This window comes from Novosphingobium umbonatum, assembly GCF_004005905.1.
GTDB lineage: Bacteria > Pseudomonadota > Alphaproteobacteria > Sphingomonadales > Sphingomonadaceae > Novosphingobium > Novosphingobium umbonatum.
The window spans coordinates 34,742-52,140 of sequence record NZ_SACO01000007.1 but is presented as its reverse complement, the minus strand read 5'-3'; the positions used below and the strand labels follow the sequence as shown (position 1 = coordinate 52,140).

General features: G+C 63.0%; 18 protein-coding genes and 1 pseudogene. 7 read left to right on the top strand and 12 right to left on the bottom strand.

Going from position 1 to position 17,399, the window contains the following annotated elements; all coding sequences use genetic code 11:
- Window positions 1–33: 33 nt before the first annotated feature.
- The 7 genes from EOE18_RS10655 to EOE18_RS10625 form a co-directional block, all read right to left on the bottom strand.
- Window positions 34–483 carry a DUF736 domain-containing protein gene (locus EOE18_RS10655; protein ID WP_127709297.1) on the bottom strand — a complete coding sequence of 150 codons (450 nt, stop codon included), beginning with the start codon at window positions 481–483 and terminating at the stop codon, window positions 34–36.
- A 242-nt stretch (window positions 484–725) separates the two neighbouring features.
- Window positions 726–1,106 carry a DUF736 domain-containing protein gene (locus tag EOE18_RS10650; RefSeq protein WP_127709295.1) on the bottom strand — a complete coding sequence of 127 codons (381 nt, stop codon included), beginning with the start codon at window positions 1,104–1,106 and terminating at the stop codon, window positions 726–728.
- 134 nt (window positions 1,107–1,240) lie between these two features.
- Window positions 1,241–2,194 carry a hypothetical protein gene (locus EOE18_RS10645; RefSeq protein WP_127709293.1) on the bottom strand — a complete coding sequence of 318 codons (954 nt, stop codon included), beginning with the start codon at window positions 2,192–2,194 and terminating at the stop codon, window positions 1,241–1,243.
- An 86-nt stretch (window positions 2,195–2,280) separates the two neighbouring features.
- Entirely contained in the window at window positions 2,281–3,177 is an 897-nt protein-coding gene (locus EOE18_RS10640) for a DUF7146 domain-containing protein (RefSeq protein WP_246027390.1), read from the bottom strand.
- Complete coding sequence (locus tag EOE18_RS10635) at window positions 3,165–3,452, bottom strand: hypothetical protein (RefSeq protein ID WP_067748439.1); 288 nt, start codon at window positions 3,450–3,452, stop codon at window positions 3,165–3,167. The genes EOE18_RS10640 and EOE18_RS10635 overlap by 13 nt, the downstream gene beginning before the upstream one ends.
- The gene (locus EOE18_RS10630; RefSeq protein ID WP_008065127.1) at window positions 3,452–3,829 is read right to left on the bottom strand and encodes a DUF3768 domain-containing protein; all 378 of its coding nucleotides are present in this window, start codon (window positions 3,827–3,829) and stop codon (window positions 3,452–3,454) included. The genes EOE18_RS10635 and EOE18_RS10630 overlap by 1 nt, the downstream gene beginning before the upstream one ends.
- A 23-nt stretch (window positions 3,830–3,852) precedes the next feature.
- Window positions 3,853–4,203, bottom strand: coding sequence for a hypothetical protein (locus EOE18_RS10625; protein WP_127709291.1), 351 nt, complete (start codon window positions 4,201–4,203; stop codon window positions 3,853–3,855).
- Between the two features lie 168 nt (window positions 4,204–4,371).
- Here EOE18_RS10625 and EOE18_RS10620 point away from each other — a divergent pair.
- The 5 genes and pseudogenes from EOE18_RS10620 to EOE18_RS10600 all read left to right on the top strand — a co-directional run.
- A pseudogene (locus EOE18_RS10620) lies at window positions 4,372–4,563 on the top strand (transposase domain-containing protein); the annotation flags it as partial.
- A gap of 386 nt (window positions 4,564–4,949) precedes the next feature.
- Window positions 4,950–6,197, top strand: a complete 1,248-nt coding sequence (locus EOE18_RS10615) for a Y-family DNA polymerase (protein WP_127709289.1) — start codon at window positions 4,950–4,952, stop codon at window positions 6,195–6,197.
- The gene (locus tag EOE18_RS10610; protein ID WP_127709287.1) at window positions 6,194–6,445 is read left to right on the top strand and encodes a hypothetical protein; all 252 of its coding nucleotides are present in this window, start codon (window positions 6,194–6,196) and stop codon (window positions 6,443–6,445) included. Before EOE18_RS10615 ends, EOE18_RS10610 begins: the two co-directional genes overlap by 4 nt.
- A 71-nt stretch (window positions 6,446–6,516) precedes the next feature.
- Complete coding sequence (locus EOE18_RS10605) at window positions 6,517–6,984, top strand: Ros/MucR family transcriptional regulator (protein ID WP_127709285.1); 468 nt, start codon at window positions 6,517–6,519, stop codon at window positions 6,982–6,984.
- 203 nt (window positions 6,985–7,187) lie between these two features.
- Window positions 7,188–8,114, top strand: coding sequence for a hypothetical protein (locus EOE18_RS10600; RefSeq protein ID WP_127709283.1), 927 nt, complete (start codon window positions 7,188–7,190; stop codon window positions 8,112–8,114).
- 114 nt (window positions 8,115–8,228) lie between these two features.
- Here EOE18_RS10600 and EOE18_RS10595 read toward each other — a convergent pair whose 3' ends face one another.
- From EOE18_RS10595 to EOE18_RS10580, 4 genes are all read right to left on the bottom strand, one after another.
- Complete coding sequence (locus EOE18_RS10595) at window positions 8,229–8,645, bottom strand: hypothetical protein (RefSeq protein WP_246027389.1); 417 nt, start codon at window positions 8,643–8,645, stop codon at window positions 8,229–8,231.
- Window positions 8,646–8,668: 23 nt separating this feature from the next.
- Window positions 8,669–8,992 carry a hypothetical protein gene (locus EOE18_RS10590; RefSeq protein ID WP_127709562.1) on the bottom strand — a complete coding sequence of 108 codons (324 nt, stop codon included), beginning with the start codon at window positions 8,990–8,992 and terminating at the stop codon, window positions 8,669–8,671.
- A gap of 104 nt (window positions 8,993–9,096) precedes the next feature.
- Window positions 9,097–9,999, bottom strand: a complete 903-nt coding sequence (locus tag EOE18_RS10585; RefSeq protein ID WP_127709281.1) for an ArdC family protein — start codon at window positions 9,997–9,999, stop codon at window positions 9,097–9,099.
- A 103-nt stretch (window positions 10,000–10,102) separates the two neighbouring features.
- On the bottom strand, window positions 10,103–12,127 hold the full coding sequence (locus EOE18_RS10580) for a ParB/RepB/Spo0J family partition protein (protein WP_127709279.1): 2,025 nt from the start codon (window positions 12,125–12,127) through the stop codon (window positions 10,103–10,105).
- Window positions 12,128–12,346: 219 nt separating this feature from the next.
- Here EOE18_RS10580 and EOE18_RS10575 point away from each other — a divergent pair, with 219 nt between their 5' ends.
- A complete protein-coding gene (locus tag EOE18_RS10575) occupies window positions 12,347–12,661 on the top strand; it encodes a type II toxin-antitoxin system MqsR family toxin (protein ID WP_008067945.1) in 315 nt (104 codons plus the stop codon).
- Window position 12,662: 1 nt separating this feature from the next.
- Window positions 12,663–13,154: a type II TA system antitoxin MqsA family protein gene (locus EOE18_RS10570; RefSeq protein WP_127709277.1), complete on the top strand. Its 492-nt coding sequence runs from the start codon at window positions 12,663–12,665 to the stop codon at window positions 13,152–13,154.
- Between the two features lie 21 nt (window positions 13,155–13,175).
- Here EOE18_RS10570 and EOE18_RS10565 read toward each other — a convergent pair whose 3' ends face one another.
- Window positions 13,176–17,210 carry a strawberry notch family protein gene (locus tag EOE18_RS10565; protein ID WP_246027388.1) on the bottom strand — a complete coding sequence of 1,345 codons (4,035 nt, stop codon included), beginning with the start codon at window positions 17,208–17,210 and terminating at the stop codon, window positions 13,176–13,178.
- Window positions 17,211–17,399: the final 189 nt, after the last annotated feature.

The following is a 17,399-nucleotide window of genomic DNA, read 5'->3' as shown; positions in this document are numbered from 1 at the left end:
CGCCCATAGGAACAAGCATTCTGGAGGTTGGCGTCAGGCCGCCTTGGCAAGACCCGGTTCGAGATCGCCAAAGGGCGAAGCCTCCCGGCGATCGTCCTCACCAGCGCCGAACCCATCATTGGCCGCGCCCATCACCGCCGTATCGGCAAAGCCAGCCTCCGCCCGGCGACGCGGGCGCGACCAAGCGATGTTAAGCGCGCCGTCGGCCTGCGCGAACAGTGCGATCGACAGCGGCGCCTCGAAGCTGGGATCGTCGATCTGCCCCTGAAGGAAAGTGCCGCCGCCATTGTTCGCGGTCTTCTCCCACAGGCCGCCAACGGGAATGAACTGGCCATTCTTGGCGCGGACCATCACGTCATACTTGGGGGCGGCGGCGTTGCTGGAATTGACCGGGCGCAGGCCCACCACGAGGTCGAGCGTGGCGGTCTGGATCTTGCCCATGTAAACGCCAGCGCCGTTGAGCTTCAGTTCACCGATATTCATGGCTGTATTCTCCTCTGGCCCGACACCCTCTTGCGTCCTGGGTGCCGAAGGTTGGTTCGCGTCTTTGGCCCCTTGGCCCCAGACACCCATCCTCAATCCCCTCAACTCTTCCTCGCCCGGTGGCCGCCCAGCGCCGCGTCGCAGGAGCCAAGCAAGGCCAGTGTCATGCCACGAGGCCAAGCGCCGCAGGCAGGAGAATGATGCCCCGAGCGAACATCACCCGAGGCATGGCCAGCAAACCGTCAGGCCGCGTCCAGATAAGTGGGATTGTCGTTGGCCGAGGCCGCCACGCGAAAGCCGGAACGGCGCTGGGGGCGTAGCCACGCGACGTTGTAACTGCCGTCGCTCTGGCGAAAGGCGCTAATCGGCAGCGGCCGCGCCATCGAGGGATCATCGATCCGGCCTTGGAGGAAGCATTCGCCGGTCGTCTTCGAGGTCTGCTCCCACAGCGCGCCAATCTGGACGGCGGCACCGGCGGGGCTGCGCGTGCAGATTTCGTAGCGCGGGGCATTGGGATGGTTCGAGGCCACCCCGCGCAGGGCGAAGCTCATAGCGACGGTCAGCGTGGCGATGCTGCCGGTCAGCGCGCCGCGATCGTTGGCGCGAATGGTGCCGATGTTCATGGTGTTTTCCTTTGGCAAAGGCCCCGTCTTGCATTGCAATGGGCCACAGGGTGGGATGCGTCTCTGGGCGCCTGCGCCCATGACACTCATCCTCCACCCGCTTGGCTCCATCCTCGGCGGATCACGAGACAGGGTCAGCCATTCCGCACAGACGCATGGTAGTAAGGCGTGTGCAGTCCGCAGATGTTCTCCGGTGACCAGCGCAGATGCCCTCCAGACAGGAAACGCCCATCCTCCGGCTTCACGGTCACGGGTTCATTGGTCGGCACGTCGAAGAAGGTGCCGTTGATCGGATCCATCGTCGCCACCCAGCATTTCTCGAAAGTGACGGGGCGGCTGAGGTCGAGCGCGATCAGGTCCGGGATCGGCACGATCGCATAGAGGCAGAAGAGGAACGAGGTGGAGCAGGCATTGTCGATGATTTCGGCAAGCTGCTCGTGGCTGATGATCGGCGCGCGCCGCCGCCGCGCATGGCGTGACAGGGCGCGGTCGGCCGGATGGCGGTTGCCACAGGCCTTTCGGAACTCCCCGATGGTGTAGCCGAGGTTGTTCAGCGCAAATTGCAGATTGGCGGTGACGGCAAGCTCGCTGGCCTGAGGCCAAGGGCGATGCGAGAAGACCAGCGCATCATCGAGCCAGCGCTCGGCACTGAAGCGGAACAGCAATTCGCAATGGTCATAGCTGGCGAAGAGATCGGTCACGCTGCTGTCGTCGCGTTCGGCGGCACGATCCTCCCAAGCGTAGCGAATGGCGTTGATGGCCTCGCTGTCTTCGTCGAGGTCTGCCTCGCGCAGGAACGAGCGCATTTGCGGCGCCACCTCATGATACCAGGTCTGGTAAGGTTCGGAGGGCGGGAATTCGGCCTCCATGGCATCCTCGATAGCATTGCCGTCATAGCGGGCATCGATGATCCGGGCGGCCAAGGCGTTGAGGCTTTTGAGCGACCAACAATCGGAACGATCCCGCCAATAGCAGGTGTGCGGGAAGTTCTCGGCCAGCGCCTCGATCCAGCTTTCGCCAGCCGCGCTGGCGAGAAAGCCGGGATCGGCAAGAGCATTGGGCGCTGGCAGGGCGGGAGCGGTGAACATGGTCTAGTGTCTCCTTTCGGGTTCACCCGCCCATCACCCTCTCGGCTTTGCCACCTGTGGCATCGTCCACATGTCCACATGTGGACCTATGAGGCCGTGGACATGTGAACAGGTGGACGTGTCATCTCCGCCCAATCGTTGAAACCAGAGGGGCAGCGCTCAAGCCTGAAGGGCTGATCGGGTGCTTGCCGCGCAGCAACCGCAGCGCAGGCCGCCTGCATTCCCTCCTGGTCGTTATCGGGCAGGAGGACGACCTGCCGAATGCCGGAACCGACGGCGAAGCCAGCAAAGTTGCGCAGGCCAAAGCAGGTGCCAGCCTCGCGGCCTGTAAGTTGGCGATAGGCGCAGGCCGTCTCAAAGCCCTCCGCAATCCGCATGGTGGCGCCCGCGAAACTGGCGGGCCAGGATCCGCCGCGCGAATGGCCCAGCATCATGCGATGCGTGCGCTGGCCGGTTACGGGGTCCAAAAACAGGCGCTGGATAGCAATGACGCGCTGCGCTCGAAAGACGCCGACCAGCAAGGCTGGCAGGCGTCTGGGCGATGGGCCGCGCCCCATTGGGCACGCTGGATGGAACCGTACATCGGGCGGGATCACGGTGATGCCCCGGATCTCGCGCAGATAGCGGTGGGCGAGTGTTCCCGTTATCGCTACCCCTTCGGACCAGAGCCGCTGAAAGGGCGCGGTCCGATCATTGGCCGGCACGGGCAAAGCCCGCTGGCTGCCAACTGGATGCCCCAGCACTTGCCGGATGGCCCGCATGACATCCCCGCCATCGCATCCGGCAAAGCAATGGACGAGGATCGAATGCTGCCCTTGCCGGATCGAGAGGCTGGGCGTGCGATCCTCATGCGCCGGGCATGGCACAAGCGCATAGCGGCCATTCCAATGCCCCCCGAGGCGGGCAACGATGGCCAGCGTCTCGGCGGTGGGTTGAAAGCGCATTCTGACAAGCTCCTGAAAGGATGGGGTCAGCCACGGCAATGGCGGCAGCCAGAGCCGTCGCAACAATCAGCCCAGGCGCTGATGTGGAGGGTCGAGCCGTCCTTGAAACGCGCGGATACGCCCGTGGCATATTCCAGCGTGCTGGCATCACGATCGAGCTCGAAACGCCAGTCTTCTTCAAGCCTTTCCCAGACCTCGTAAATATGGACGAGGTTGCAATTGAAGTCGGGAAAGGAATGGCGCGCGAGGTCGGCGATGGTGACCTCGGCGCCGAACCTTTCGTGGGCGCGGTCGACGACAAGCTGCCCGCACATCAGTAATCCTCGGGCAGCAGGATGGTCATCACCCGCGTGGTGATCGAGGCATCGGCAGGATCCTCCGAGCCGAATTCCATCGCCGCGTCGTAATAATCGATCTTCATCCACACTTTGCGGCCGAGAAACTCGATCGCGGCAAAGTCCCGCTCGGGGCTGTCTTCCGAGAAGGTGCAATGGCGAAAGGCCGCCATCAGGCGGGCTTGCAGCACGATGGTTTCCTCGGGCGCGCCCTCGCTCTCGGCCAGGCGCTCGAGGCAATTGCGGGTGATGACGATGCGAGCGCTGCGGTCGAGGCCAAGGCGAGTGCGATCATTGAGCCGGGCAATCTGTTCCAGGCGCGCGTCTGCGCCCGCCGACGTGGCGGTGGTCAGCATGATGGTTCTCCGGTGGGTGGGCGTCAGGCGGTGAGCGCAAGGAGCGCGGACAGCGCGGGATCGATAGTGAAGCCGAGCGCTTGGGCCAGCGCGATGGCAGCCTCGATGTCGGCGGTGGTCAGGTTGAAAGCGGCGGCGAAGTCGCCCAGCGTTTCATGCGCCTTGGGTTGAACGCCATGGAGCTTGCCCGCCGCTTGCGTGACGGCGAAGGGCCAGCAATGGGCCACGCCGACAACACCCTCCGGCAGGATCAGCAGCGTGTCGCCGCTGGCGATCCGATCATCGGTCTGGGTTGCGTCATAGGCATTCCCGGTGCTGTCAAAGCCGTGAATGCGCCTGGCTGTGAAGGCGAAGCGTTCGCTGTCTGTGAGCATGAGGCGTAACCTTTCGGGCGAGCGGAATTGCTCGCACCGCCGCCTCCACCTCCACTCTTCGCCACATGGGGGAGCGTCGATCGATGCCCGCAGGCGCAATGCTTCACTCGAACGGCAGCATTCCCATCAGGCCGCGCCCGGCCCACCGCGTCATGGTCTGTCCATACTGCGGCCACTGATTGCGGCGGAGAGCGCGCCGCTGCGATCTACTCCCTGCTGGAGACCGCCAAGCTCAACGGTGTAAATCCTCAGGCCTGGCTGGCCGATGTGCTCGAACGAATTGGCTATGGGTATCCTATTAGTAGGATCGATGAACTGCTGCCTTGGAACTGGTCGACGACTGCCACAGAAAATGTGTAGCCTGATTAGAATGATCAGAGCTATGAACGCAGAATGGTCATTTATAGTGAACGTTACGGGGCTTATGAGATAAGCTGGCGAGAAACTGGCGAGCGGTTTGTCGCCCTTCTTCGATTGCCCTCAGAAGAGCGGCCGCCCGCAGTGATAACGGCGACGGTTGAGGAAGGGATGGCGGTGCTTAAATCGCGAACCCGCGCCATCGTCGATGCGGGGGCGGTCGAAGCCTACCGCCCTCCTGATTCCATTACATGAGAACCGCCGCTGGAGCGCTCATGCCAACGGCTCAGGCCGGACGCTTACGTCTGTGCCACCTCGGGCGCGGCCCTATTGCTTGCAAGTTCCCATTATGTTCTCATTTGTGGCTCACCCGATTCGGGCTGGAGCCCATGCGAAAACCAACGACGATTGAACACCTTTACCTTGATTTCGATGGATTCTTTGCATCCGTCGAGCAATTGCGCGACCCTCACCTGCGGGGGCGGCCAGTTGGCGTGATCCCCTATGCCGGCGGAGGGCGCACCTGCATCATCGCGTGTTCGCGCGAAGCGAAAGCGCGCGGCGTGAAAAACATCATGATGGTCGATGAGGCGCGGCGACTATGCCGCGACATCGTTCTCGTGCCGCAAAAACCGGACCTCTATCGCAGAGCGCACAATGCCCTGATCTCCGAAATCGGATCGGTGATACCGGTCGATCAGGTGAAATCGATCGACGAGGTTTCGTGCTGGCTGGACGAGACCCAGCGGGGCGAACCTACTGATCTGGCCCAGCGGATCAAGAACACGATCCGCTATAACATCGGCGCTACGCTGACCTGCTCGATCGGCTTTGCCGCCAACCGGCATCTGGCCAAGATCGCCAGCGACACGAAGAAGCCCGATGGCCTGACGATCTGGTATCCCGAAGACGTTCCGGCCCAGCTTGCCCGGCTCAAGCTGGAGGACATTCCCGGCATCGGGCGGTCAATGGTCAAGCGGCTTGCCGCTGCCCGCGTTGGGGATGTGCCCGGCTTGCTGGCCCTACAGCCCAAGCAGATGCGGGCGATCTGGCGCAACGTGACGGGGGAGCGACTGTGGTATGCGCTCCATGGCTATGCCGTGGAGGCGCCTGAGACGGAGCGGAACATGTTCGGCCATGCCCGTGTGCTGCCGCCTGACCAGCGAAGTTTGGATGATGCCCGCGCCATTGCCCGTCTCCTGCTGGTAAAGGCCGCGCGGCGGATGCGGCGGTCCAATTTCTACGCCTCGGCACTCTATCTCTGGCTCAAGGGCTTTGAGCGTGGCTGGGGCAATATGGCGCCCTTGGGTGAAGTTCAGGACGACATGGCCATTCTTGCCGCGCTGAGTGAACTGTGGGAGCGCGTGACGGCTGTTATTCCCCCGACGACGAAGATCATGCGGGTCAGCGTGACCTTGGGCGAATTGACGCTCGATACGGCGCGCCAGCCCGATCTGTTCGCCAATGACGACAAGGAGCGGCAGCGCTGCGAGGCGCTGAGCCGGACCATGGATGGTCTCAATTCCCGCTTCGGCCAGACGGTGGTGAGCGTCGGCCCTTGGGCGCCGCCTGCCGGTGGGAATGTCGGGTCGAAGATCAGCTACACGCGCATTCCAGAAGCGGAGGACAACTGGTGAGTTGGCTCGATGCCATCCAGTTGCGCGACCTCGATGCCGACGCACGGCTCGAACTCACCTGCCGCACCTGCGGCAAGGTGCGCTTCCTGACCCCGGCGCAATTGCTGGCTCTGGGCGATTTCGGGCACCTGTGGTTGTCGGAAGTGCAGGCCCGTGCCCGATGCAAGCAACGTGGCTGCAAGGGCGCGATGCGCCTCGCGCTGCCCCATCGCGGCGAAACGAAGGGATTTGTTGGGGGTATTGCCTGATTGCCCCCTCGTGACTGGGAAATATTGCGCTATGCAAGTGGCGTCTCTGAACGGATGAGGACGTTATTTCCATGGCCGATGAAACGCTGCTGACGCTGGCTGCCGATATTGTTTCCGCCCATGTCAGTCACAACGCCGTTGCCACTGACCAACTGCCCGTGCTGATCCAGTCGGTCTATGCCTCGCTTGCGGGCTTGGGTCAGGCTCCCGCACCGGTGGAAGAGAAGCGCGAGCCTGCCGTCTCGGTGCGCTCGTCGGTCAAGCCCGATGCCATCGCCTGCCTCGAATGCGGGGCCAAGATGAAGATGCTCAAGCGGCATCTCTCAACCGACCATGGGATCAGCCCCGCAGAATATCGCACCCGTTGGAACTTGGTCGCCGACTATCCCATGGTCGCGCCCGACTATGCAGCCAAGCGCAAGGAACTGGCTGTGAAGATCGGTCTTGGTCGCAAGCCGAAGGCAGTGGTCGAGGTCGCTCCTGCGCCTGCCGCGAAGCCGAAGGCAACGCGGCGAAAGAAGCAAGCAGCGACAGCGTAATGGCGCTTCGGTCAGACATGCCGAACCGCGACTATGGCAAAATTTGGAATAAGGCGAGCAGTCTACCGTTTTGGGAGGTTGACAGCAATCGAACCCGTTGCGGCCAGACGTCAGGTCTGGAATGCCGGAAGAGACACGGCTACGATGGTCATTCGAGAAGATCTTCTGAACTTCTGCGCGCGCCAGCTTCGGGAACAGGCTAAATGAGCAGTCTCTATCTTTCTCAACACGAGATGACGGCAATCAAGATGATCGATATTCGCGAGGTCGAGCAACGCGTGGATCAGGCCTTGGACGAGGGCCGACCCACCGCCCTACACGGCCTGGATCTGTCGAGTTCCGGCTCGCACATCGCCACCCACCTGCGTCGGTACGAGCAGGATCTGGCGAACTACGCTAAGGCGAAGGCCGCGACCAAGCGATCCGAGACGAAGAGCCGGGCTTGGAGTTCCGGCCATGATCTGGTGTACGCTGTTCGTGACATGAAGCGGCAGGTCGAAGAGCAGGAAAAGGAGGTTCAACTTCTCCAAATTGACGATCAGATTACTCCGCCGTATCGCTTCGGGGACCGGGTTGAGGTTCGCGTTGGTTATCGATGGCGGGCCACTGCTGACGCCTCATGGACGTTTGGAGCGATCACTTTCTTCCACGTCGTCGACATGCGCCCCGATTACACGCGGCCGCAACCGACGCGGAAACCGAGTGCCGCAAAGCTAGAGGAACAGCGACAGGAAACCCTGTTCAGACATTGGGATCACCTTCGAATGCTGGCGCTGCAATCTGTCCGTGAGTTCCTCAAGTCGGGCGGGGATGGCTCGACCATACCGGAGGAATTTGAAGCCAAGCCTGATCGAACCGATCGCCACCTCAACAATTTCAGCTGTGATTTCTGGGGCAAATCCGATGCAATCCGGAAATTCGAGCGGGCGGAGCTTGCCGCGATCCCAATGGACGGCCCCTCCGATGAGTGCTCGTCGGACGGCCGGCTAAAACTCCAAGGGCGGGTGAAGCATGCAAAATTTGGGGAGGGAGTCGTCATCCACATTGAGGCGGACAGAGTCACCGCTGACTTTGGCGAAAGAGGCTCCAAGAGGGTGTTGGCCAGTTTCTTAGCCCCCCTAACGGAATAAAGTGCTCATTACCGTATAAGCCTTGGACGGCTGCCCCTGTCGAATCCGGACAATCGCGACGACACTGGTGAACTGCGTATTCTGGTCGTTTCCGACGACCCTTATCGCTTTCGATCAAGCCCGATGGCCTGTGAGAGGTGCCCCGAGATTGGCTGGCATAGATGGTTGATGATGAGCAAAACCAAATTCGTCCAACAAATGCCGCAGCGGCTCCTGCTGCTCAAGCAGCGCATCAAGGCAATCCGCGGCGCTATCGGCAAAGGCATCGTGGTCAGGGTCACTCATGTCGAGCACCTGCGAAATGGCTTTCAGGATCCGGAGCATGGCGGGCGCTCGGGTCATAAGGCGCAGGTTGGCCAGCGCCTCATCATAGCGGCGGGTTCCGGCCTGCCGGACCGTGCCGATGCAGGTATAGCTGTGGGTCAAAGGGTCGATCGCCGCGATTTCAGCGATCCAGTCGAAGGGCCAGTCGGCGGTCGTGCGAACAAGGCTGCCTTCGCGCCATTCGCCAGAAGTGGGCTGTTGGGACATGGGGATCTCCTGAAGACACGCGATCAGGCGGCTTCGAGCCAAGGCTGATCGATGGGTGTGTCGATGGGGACAAAGCCAAGGCGCTCGGCGCAGGCCGCAAAAGTCGGCGCGATGCTGGCGAGCCAGTGACGGGCCGGCCCAGAGACATCGCTCCATTCACAGCGGATGCGATAGTGACGGTCGATCCGCTCACCGAGCCAGACGGCGGCTTGCCCGTCGAAGCAGGTCAGGCCGATGTCGGCATAGGGATTGCGCAGCAGCACCCTGTGCGCCGTCCCGCGCCAGCGGTGGACGGGCGCGAAGGATGGCATCTCTCGGACCATGCCGGTGCGGATCGACGCCACCATAGCCACGTAGGCTTGAAGCCATTCGACAGGCGGAATGCCTGACAATGGACGACAAGCAACCTGTGCGCCATCGGGCCAGAGGCGCGCGGTCGCTGTGGCCTGCCTCATGCCGCAATCGCCATCGGCGCAATCGCAGCCTTGTGCGCCGCGTGAATCCAGTCGGCGGCGGCCTGCGCTTGCGCGGCGGCGTTGAAGATCGCCTTGGGATCGTGGCGCAAGGCGCCCAACCAACTGGAGAGGTAGGCGGCATGGTCGGGCCTCGGAGTATAAGCGAGGCCCAGATCTGCCATCAGGTAGCTGGCGCCTAGCTCGGCCACGAGTTCTTCGCGCGCGCGAATGCTGCGCTCCTTGTGATAGTCGCGCAGCGTTTCACGGGCTAACCTGTTCACATGTCCACTCGCGTGGGTGACCTCATGTGCGAGTGTGGACACAAGGTCGAGGTCATGGTCGAAAGCCGTGCGCTCGGGCATGAATACCTTGTCGATGTCGGGGCGGTAATAGGCGTCATGCAGGCCGTACTCGACCGGGACGCCGAGCCCTTCGAGGAAGGCCAGCGCATCGGCGACCGAGGTGGTGATGGGCGCAACCTCCTTGTCGGCGGCATCTTCGGCGCCGTCCACCTGATCGCGGTTGAAGACGACGAAGCTGCGCGCAAAGAAGCGGGCACGGCTGTCGCCGTCGCCGCCCGCTTCCGCAGCAGCGTCACCGCGCTCGACCTTCTTCCAGAGGATGACATGGGTGCCGATCTCACCCTTCCGCACCTGGCCGCCATGGGCGCGCCATTGCTGATAGGTCGCCCAAATGCCCGAGGCGTAGCCGCAGGCATCGGCGGTAGCCCAGAGGACAAGGCGGTTGATGCCGGAATAGCGCCGGCCAGCCACGCTGGTCGGGCGCATGACAGGCGCGCCGGAATGGTGCCAGGGCATCCGCCATTCGCCCGCGCCGGATTCGATCGCGGCGACAAGCTGGGCGGTGACGGTGGCGTAGATGTCGTGACGGGGCTTCATGGGATGGTCTCCTCCTGATCCGAGCCTTGCTCGCAGGTTCGCCATCCTCCTCCCGCTCTGACGCGGAAGGAGGATCGGTTCGGTGGCTGTTCGAGGTTGAGGGTCAGGCCGCTTGGCCGAGCGGGTCGTCGGCATCGTTCTGGTTGGCCGCGTCGAGCGGAACGTCCCCGGCATCCTCATTTCTGTCGTCGAGGGCCATCCCGCTGTCGATCAGATCACCAGCAACGCCGTCAAAGCGCATCGCATCGGGCACCCAGGCGAGCGCCTTGGCCTTGATCTCCGGCTCGATGATCGTGTCGCCCGAACAAAGGCGCGCAGCAGCCGTTGCCAGTTCGGACTTCTTCGCCGCCGCATAGCGCAGGGCGATTTCGGAATCGAATTGCCCGAGTATGCTGAGGATCTGCGCCTTCTTGATCCGGTCGAAGAAGTTTTCCGCACCCGGCCGCCAGTGCTGGGCCATGTCGATGCCGATCTCGGCGCCCAGGCGGCTCTGGAAGGTGCAGGCGTGCGTGCCACTGGCAAGGCTCGCCTTGAGGCTCTGGCTGACGGCATAGGCGAGCCAGCCCGCCTTCACGCCATCGTCCAGCGACCGGAAGGCGAGGAAGGAGGCGAAGCTGTCCTCTTCGCTTGCCCAGTCATTGGGCAGGCTGGCGCGCTGCTGTTCGAGTTCGGTCACAGCGAGGCTCGCCGGAATGCCGGTCAGGCCCGATGGCTCGTTGCGGTCTGTGATGCGGATGGTGCAGCCCGTGTCGGAGTAGCCGAAATGACCGGCATGGTCGCGGGCCAGGCTGAAGATCGCCAGATCGAGCGCCAACGCCGGATCATGGGCGATGTGGAGCGCCAGCACGTCGCGACGATCCTTGGCCATCTGCTCTTCGAGCGAGCGTGGGAGGCTGGCCGAAGGCGCAGGTTCCTCGCCCTCGATCTCGGCCCCGCCCACGGGTTCGCTCGATGCAGATGGCCGCCGCGCGGGCTTGACCGAGGTGTAATAGGTTTCCAGCAGGCGCGGCTGACCATCCTTGCCGAGCACGAGGAAGGTGCCGACGGTGGGCTTGTCCTCTTCGGGGATCAGCAGTTCGGTGTCGGCAAGCCGATCATGCTCGGTATCGAGCGAATTGTATTCCGCCTCGAGCGCTTCGACATCATCGCCGTCATCGGGCGAGTCGAGGATCTCGGCGATCTCGGTCATCCGGTCGGAGATTTCGTCCATACGGGCCAGTGCCTCGGCGCTGGGTTCAGCGCGACGCGGCCAATAGGCGTGGAGGTCCTTGGTCTCGTCATAGGTGACATGGGTCGCCAGCGTGGGCTTCACCCAGGCGAGCTTGGAGCCGAGTTCGGCCACCTCGGCCTCATGCGCCAGCTTCTTGGCGGCGAGGTCCATGGCAAGATCGCCATCGAGCCACCGGCCTTCGCCCTCGGTCGCAAAAAGATCGCGCTCGATCCGACCACCGCAGGCGACGTATTCGGCCTCGCCAAGAAAGCGGGCGATGGGGTGATCGGACGAGAGGCTTTCCTCGGCGATCGCACGGCGGATCGCCTGCGGATTGTCGGCCTGCCAGCTCGTCGACAGACGCTCCCACGCCGCTGCCTGCCGCTCGCGGTCACCGGTCGAGCCATAGGCCATGGCGACATCCAGCGTGATGTCGCCAGCGGCGAGCGCCGCGAAGATCGGCTCGGCCAGGTCAGCAAGCCGCAAGCGACCCTGAACATGGCGGACGGTGACGCCGAAGCGACGCGCCACAGCTTCGGCATCAGCGCCACCATCGACAATATCGCGATAGGCCCGCGCCTCATCCGCCGGCGTCATAGCTTCGCGGATCAGGTTTTCCGCAAGGCTGATCTCGCGCGCGGCGGCATCCTCGTTCTCGCAGATGCGCACGTCGATCGCATAATCCTTCGGCAGCACGCCGCGTTCGATCAGCAGACCGATCGCGCGCCAGCGGCGGCCACCAGCGTGGACATCGTAGAGGGTCTTCTTGCCCGCCGAGGGGCTGACGATCAGGGGTTGCAACAGGCCGTGTTCGGCGATGCTGGCGGCCAGGGCCTCAAGGCCTGCGTCGCCATTGGCCTTGCGGACGTTGCTCTCGGAAAGACGCAGCCTGGCGTGCGTCAGGGTGGTGGACTGCATGATAGGGGCTCCAGCGCTTGGGTCGAGAGGCCCGGATCATGGAACGCTTTCGCCTCCAGGGGGCCTCGCCCCCATGGCTTTCCCCTTTTCTCTGGGCGTTTGTTTCCTCACGGCGCGTGGGGCGCTAAGGCAGCAATCCGAACAGTTTGCATCGCCGATTCCCCCGCGCGTCCTTGCAAAAGCGCCTCTTGAAAAAATGACCTTTAAGGTGTATTAGACATGCCGGTAAAGCGGACCCCGCACCATGACCTCAAAGCGATCCAGGCCAAGTTTGCCGATGTGGACACGCTTGAGATCACGAGCAAGGCGGCCCGCGATGCCCAGAAGATCGGCTATTCGCTCGAGGATATTGTCGATGTCGTGCAGGCGCTGGAACCGGGCGATTTCATCAAGTCCGAGACGGCACACAATCCGCCGAACCATCGGCTGTGGCACGACACCTACAACATCCCCTGTGATGGCTTGTGGTTGTATCTGAAGTTTGCCGGCGAGACGCTGATCGATGTCGTGCTGACATCCTTCAAGGAGGTTTGAAATGAGCGAGACGCGAATTCACCCCGAGACGGGGCAGGAACTGCGCCGCGACACGCGCCCGCAGACGGTGTGCGTCGGCTCGCTCTCGCGCGTCGTCGAGGTGCCGGGCTGGTATCCCGAAGGCGATGGGGACGCCATTCACAGCGGCGAGGATCTGCGCGCCTATAACGAGGCGTTCAAGGAACTGCGCGAGGCCTATGCCGCCCGCATCAAGACTGTGCGCAGGAAGCTGGGTCTGACCCAGGAAGAGGCAGGCATCATCATCGGTGGCGGCAAGCGGGCTTTCCAGAAATATGAAAGCGGGCGCACGCCGCCGAGCGACGCGGCGGTAGGCCTTATCGAAATTCTGGCCCGCCATCCCGAGGAGGTCGCAACTCTGCGATCATTCCGCATGACGGCACCGAAGGCCATGGCACAGGATACGCGGCACGAAGGCTCAGCATTACCTGTTGGCAAGCGCATCAAGCGCGGCGTACGCAACGCTGCGGCTTGATGGCTGACCTCTGAGCAGCCGCTAAGCCGCCAACGCCTCCACGATTTCCCGAGCGCTGCTCACCGGCATGAACAGCCGAGTCTGATAGGCGATGATCTCGGTGAAGCAGCCCTTGGCCTTCCATGACAGCAGCGCGCGCGGATCAAAGCCGATGACCTCAAGCCGTTGCTCGCCGTTGACGCGGGAGCGCTTGAGGCTGGTGCCGGACAAGACATCAATGGGCACGACCTTGCCGCCTAGCGCCGCATCGACCAGTTGCTCGGGCGATAGCGCGATGCAATCGCCGATACCCAGCTTGTCGAGCAGCATGTTGACCGCTTCGGCGGGCACAATGCGCCCCAGCAAAGACCGGCCATCCTGGGTGACAAGACGGCGGACTTGCGCCTCATCGCCTAGCAAGTTCCAGATCGGCAACAAGCGGCCGGTCGCGAGGTAGAAGCGCTCCGTATAGGGCTTGGTCGCCAGATCATCGGCTTCCGCCTGCCAGGCCTGTTCGAAAACCTCACGCTCACAATCGTCCCAATGGCTCTCGGCGAGTTCGTCGGAGGTGAGCCAGCTTAGGCCGCCAGGCCGGTGCAGCGTGAAACTGGCAACCGGCGTGCCATCGTCCATCAGGCGCGTGCGATCGGGCATAAGCACCGCCACGCGCGACGAGCGGCCATTGCGCAGCAGCCGGGCCTTGATGCCGATGCGCTTCACGATCTCGGCAAGCGGCGTGAACTTGGGCGCCCACTGCGCTTCAAGTGTCAGAAGCTGGGTCGAGGCGCCATTGGCATCCTCGCGCAGGATCCGCTCCTTGATGATGGTCAGCTTGTCGGCCACCAAGGTCTCGACGCCGGCATCGAAGGTGCCTGCCTTGCGAGCCGCATCGATCCGAGCCTCGACCAGCCCCAGGAATTCATCGAAGACGGCGTTCTGGAGCGCGATCGGCAGCGCCAGAATGCGGTTAAGCCAGCGCTGGATCGGCGGGAGATTGTCGGTGAGGCAGCCCTCCTGCTCAAGCTGGAGGCCGGTACGCTCGCAAAAATCAGCAAAGCCGATGCTGGTGAGCTTGCCCTGATGCAGCAGGTGATACCAACGCGTCAGGGCCTCGCGGGCGTAATCGCTCTCGAGATTGTCAGCAGGATCGAACAGGTTTTGCCCGCCGGTCTGGCGCTGGCCGCGTGTCAGCGCGCCAAGGGCATCGAGGCGGCGGGCGATGGTCGAGATGAAGCGCCGTTCGCCGAGGCAATCGGTGGTGACGGGGCGGAACACTGGCGCCGACGCCTGATGCGTTCGATTGGTCCGGCCAAGTCCCTGGATGGCGCGATCAGCCCGCCAGCCCGGCTCCAGCAGGAAGTGCATTCGGCGCTGCTGGTTCTTGGCATCAAGGCTGGCGTGGTAGGAACGACCCGTGCCACCGGCATCCGAGAAGACGAGGATGCGCTTGGCCCCACCCATGAAGGCATTGGCATCGGCCAGCGACTGGTTGGCGGTGCGCGATTCAAGCCGCTGGCTGCCGTCGGGCAAGGTCACCAGGCGGCGCGTGCGACCGGTGATCTCGGCCACCGCATCGGTGCCGAAGCGGGAGATGATCGCATCGAGTGCCGGGACGATCGGTGGCAGTGCGCCCAGCAGTTCCAGCGTTTCTGCCTTGATCCGCAAGGCCTCCTGCGAATGCACCGGATTCCCCGCCTCATCGACAATCGGACGTGAACGCTCATTGCCATCCTCGTCCCAGTAGCTTTCCATGGCGCGGGTCGGGAAGGCATTGTCGAGATAGTCCGCAACGATCTCGCGGGGTGAAAGGTCGAGCTGGATCTCGGCACGGTCCTCGGCAGAGAGGTCGGCCAGGCGCCGGTCGAGCAAGGCCTCGGCTGTCGAGACCAGTTGGATGACCACGCTGTGCTCGGTGGCCAGCGCATCCTCGATGGCGGGAAGCAGCGAGGGCAGCTTCATCGAGAGCAGGAGCTGGCCGAAGAAACGCTGCTTCGAGCTCTCGAAGCGCGAGCGCGCCGCCGACAGCGCCTGACCATTCAAGGTTTTGCCCTCGAGCGGATCGGTGACACCCGATGCCCCCAGCGCCGCTTCAAGGTTGCGGTGGATGATCGCCCAGGCATCGGCATAGGCGTCGAAGTCTGCAATCTGGCGCGGGGTCAGCGCGTGTTCCAGGATGTCGTATTCGACGCCAGCGTAAGAAAGGGCGCGCGCCGTATAGACGCCCATCGCCTTCAATTCACGGGCGACCAATTCCATCGCCGCGATGCCGCCCTCTCGGATGCGGGCGATAAAGGAGGTGCGATCGGGGAACGCCGTGCCTTCGCCCCACAGCCCAAGCCGGACAGCATAGGCCAGATTGTTCACGTCTGACGCCCCCGTGGCCGAGGCGTAGATCACCCGGGCGCGCGGCAGGCGGTTCTGCAATTCGACACCGACGATGCCCTGCTGCGAGCCCTTGGTGGCACCGAACCGGCCTTCACCACCTGCGACACCGCCCATCGCATGAGCCTCGTCGAACAGGATCACGCCGTCGAAATCCGCGGTGAGCCATTCCAGCAATTGCTGGAGGCGGGTCTTCTCGCCAGTGCCACTGCGCAGCGTGGCATAGGAGGCGAAGAGGATGCCATCAGCCTGCCTGATCCTGGCCTCGGGCTTGATCTTGGATAGAGGCTGGATGTCGAGCGTGATGCCACCCAGCGCCTGCCAGTCGCGGCGGGCATCCTCGATCAGGGCATTGCTCTCGCTGATCCAGAGATGGCGGCGGCTGCCGCGCAGCCATTGATCCATCAGGATCGAGGCGAGCTGCCGACCTTTGCCAGCACCCGTGCCATCGCCGAGGAAGAAGCCGCGCCTATAGATGGCGCCTTCGGCATCAGGCACCAGTTCAAGCCCGCGTTCAGGCACCCGGTAGCGGCCGGTAAGATCGGACGATGTTGCATCGAGCGCGTGGACCAGCGTTTCAAGCTGGGCGCGGCTGAGCACCTGATCGCGGATCACCTTTGCCGGAAGCTGGGGGACATAGCTTGGTGCCGGCAACGCGACCGAGGCCATAGCTGCCGACTCCACCATTTGGGTCGGGTGATCGGTCGCATTCTCGAAGATTAGGCGTTGGGGCCGATAGGCGACATAGACGCCCACCGCCTGTTCGGCATCCGCAATGGTGTCGCGCAAGGTGTAGGCCAGAGGAATCGCGCCGTTGGCATCGCCACAAGGCATCACAGAGCTAAGTTTCTGGCCGGCTGAGCGAAAGCTGCCAAGCAAAGGCGACGTCGCTTTCGGGGCTGCAATGGGTAAAGCAATCCGAAGTGGTAACTCGCATTCGATTCGCCGGCGCGGCGGAACCTTGGACAGGAAGGGGACCAGATCGGCGATCTTTGACCGGTTAATGACGGCATTGCTGCCGGCCCCCGCGCGCTTGTCGATCACCAGCAATCGCACAGGAATCGAGGTGCCCTGTTTGGTGAAGGCCCCTTCAAGGCGGGCATGAAAGGCCACACTCGCCCCCTGAAGCGCGCGCTGGAACAGTTCGGCGCGGCGGCCATGTGGTTGGAAGCTGTCTGGCATGATGGCGACGAGGCGCCCATTGGGTTTCAGAACGCCGAGTGCGGCGGCCAAGTGGCGTACGGCTGTGGTTGGATCTTCGAGGCCAGCGGTGTTACGGGCGAAGGGTGGGTTCATCAGCAAAACGCTAGGCCGTTCGGTCAGATGAGTGCCGATGCGGACGGCATCATAGCCAGTCACAACTGCGCCGGGGAACAAACGGCGAAGGATTTCCTGGCGGACGAGATTGATTTCGTTGAGATACAGGCTGCCAGCGTGTCTGGCCCAGACAGCCAGCATTCCAGTGCCCGCACTGGGCTCGAGCACTACATCATCCGCCTGAATGTCGGCAAGGTAGGCCGCCAGCCAGGCCAATCCCAACGGCGTTGAAAAATGTTGCTGCTCAACTTGTTCCTGGCTTCGGACGGTTTGTGTGGGAAGTTGGGTCTCTAAGTCCCTCAACGCAGCTAAGGTTAGTACTGGATCAGCAGACCATTTACGTCCCGACATCGCTCCCAGGATGGCGATTTCGAGCATTTGGAAGCTGTCACGCTGCGTCCATGCACCGCCAGTCGATCCCGCGCCAAAGGCATCCTCCATTGCCGAATTCAAGACTCGTCTGGTAATTTTGGCCCCACTTTCGAGGCATGGACCGATCTGCGCTGACGCCCCAATTAAGCGAATGGCAAAGTCGTCGGACAGTGAAGCACATGCAGGCAAGAGAGG

Excerpts from the sequence above, each read along its gene's own strand:
- EOE18_RS10650 (WP_127709295.1), bottom strand. The coding sequence starts at position 1,106 with ATGAACATCGGCACCATTCGCGCCAACGATCGCGGCGCGCTGACCGGC.
- EOE18_RS10605 (WP_127709285.1), top strand. The coding sequence starts at position 6,517 with ATGGCCGATGAAACGCTGCTGACGCTGGCTGCCGATATTGTTTCCGCC.
- EOE18_RS10580 (WP_127709279.1), bottom strand. The coding sequence starts at position 12,127 with ATGCAGTCCACCACCCTGACGCACGCCAGGCTGCGTCTTTCCGAGAGC.
- EOE18_RS10595 (WP_246027389.1), bottom strand. The coding sequence starts at position 8,645 with ATGTCCCAACAGCCCACTTCTGGCGAATGGCGCGAAGGCAGCCTTGTT.
- EOE18_RS10565 (WP_246027388.1), bottom strand. The coding sequence starts at position 17,210 with ATGCTCGAAATCGCCATCCTGGGAGCGATGTCGGGACGTAAATGGTCT.
- EOE18_RS10575 (WP_008067945.1), top strand. The coding sequence starts at position 12,347 with ATGCCGGTAAAGCGGACCCCGCACCATGACCTCAAAGCGATCCAGGCC.
- EOE18_RS10655 (WP_127709297.1), bottom strand. The coding sequence starts at position 483 with ATGAATATCGGTGAACTGAAGCTCAACGGCGCTGGCGTTTACATGGGC.
- EOE18_RS10635 (WP_067748439.1), bottom strand. The coding sequence starts at position 3,452 with ATGTGCGGGCAGCTTGTCGTCGACCGCGCCCACGAAAGGTTCGGCGCC.
- EOE18_RS10645 (WP_127709293.1), bottom strand. The coding sequence starts at position 2,194 with ATGTTCACCGCTCCCGCCCTGCCAGCGCCCAATGCTCTTGCCGATCCC.
- EOE18_RS10600 (WP_127709283.1), top strand. The coding sequence starts at position 7,188 with ATGAGCAGTCTCTATCTTTCTCAACACGAGATGACGGCAATCAAGATG.
- EOE18_RS10615 (WP_127709289.1), top strand. The coding sequence starts at position 4,950 with ATGCGAAAACCAACGACGATTGAACACCTTTACCTTGATTTCGATGGA.
- EOE18_RS10585 (WP_127709281.1), bottom strand. The coding sequence starts at position 9,999 with ATGAAGCCCCGTCACGACATCTACGCCACCGTCACCGCCCAGCTTGTC.
- EOE18_RS10630 (WP_008065127.1), bottom strand. The coding sequence starts at position 3,829 with ATGCTGACCACCGCCACGTCGGCGGGCGCAGACGCGCGCCTGGAACAG.
- EOE18_RS10625 (WP_127709291.1), bottom strand. The coding sequence starts at position 4,203 with ATGCTCACAGACAGCGAACGCTTCGCCTTCACAGCCAGGCGCATTCAC.
- EOE18_RS10570 (WP_127709277.1), top strand. The coding sequence starts at position 12,663 with ATGAGCGAGACGCGAATTCACCCCGAGACGGGGCAGGAACTGCGCCGC.
- EOE18_RS10590 (WP_127709562.1), bottom strand. The coding sequence starts at position 8,992 with ATGGTGGCGTCGATCCGCACCGGCATGGTCCGAGAGATGCCATCCTTC.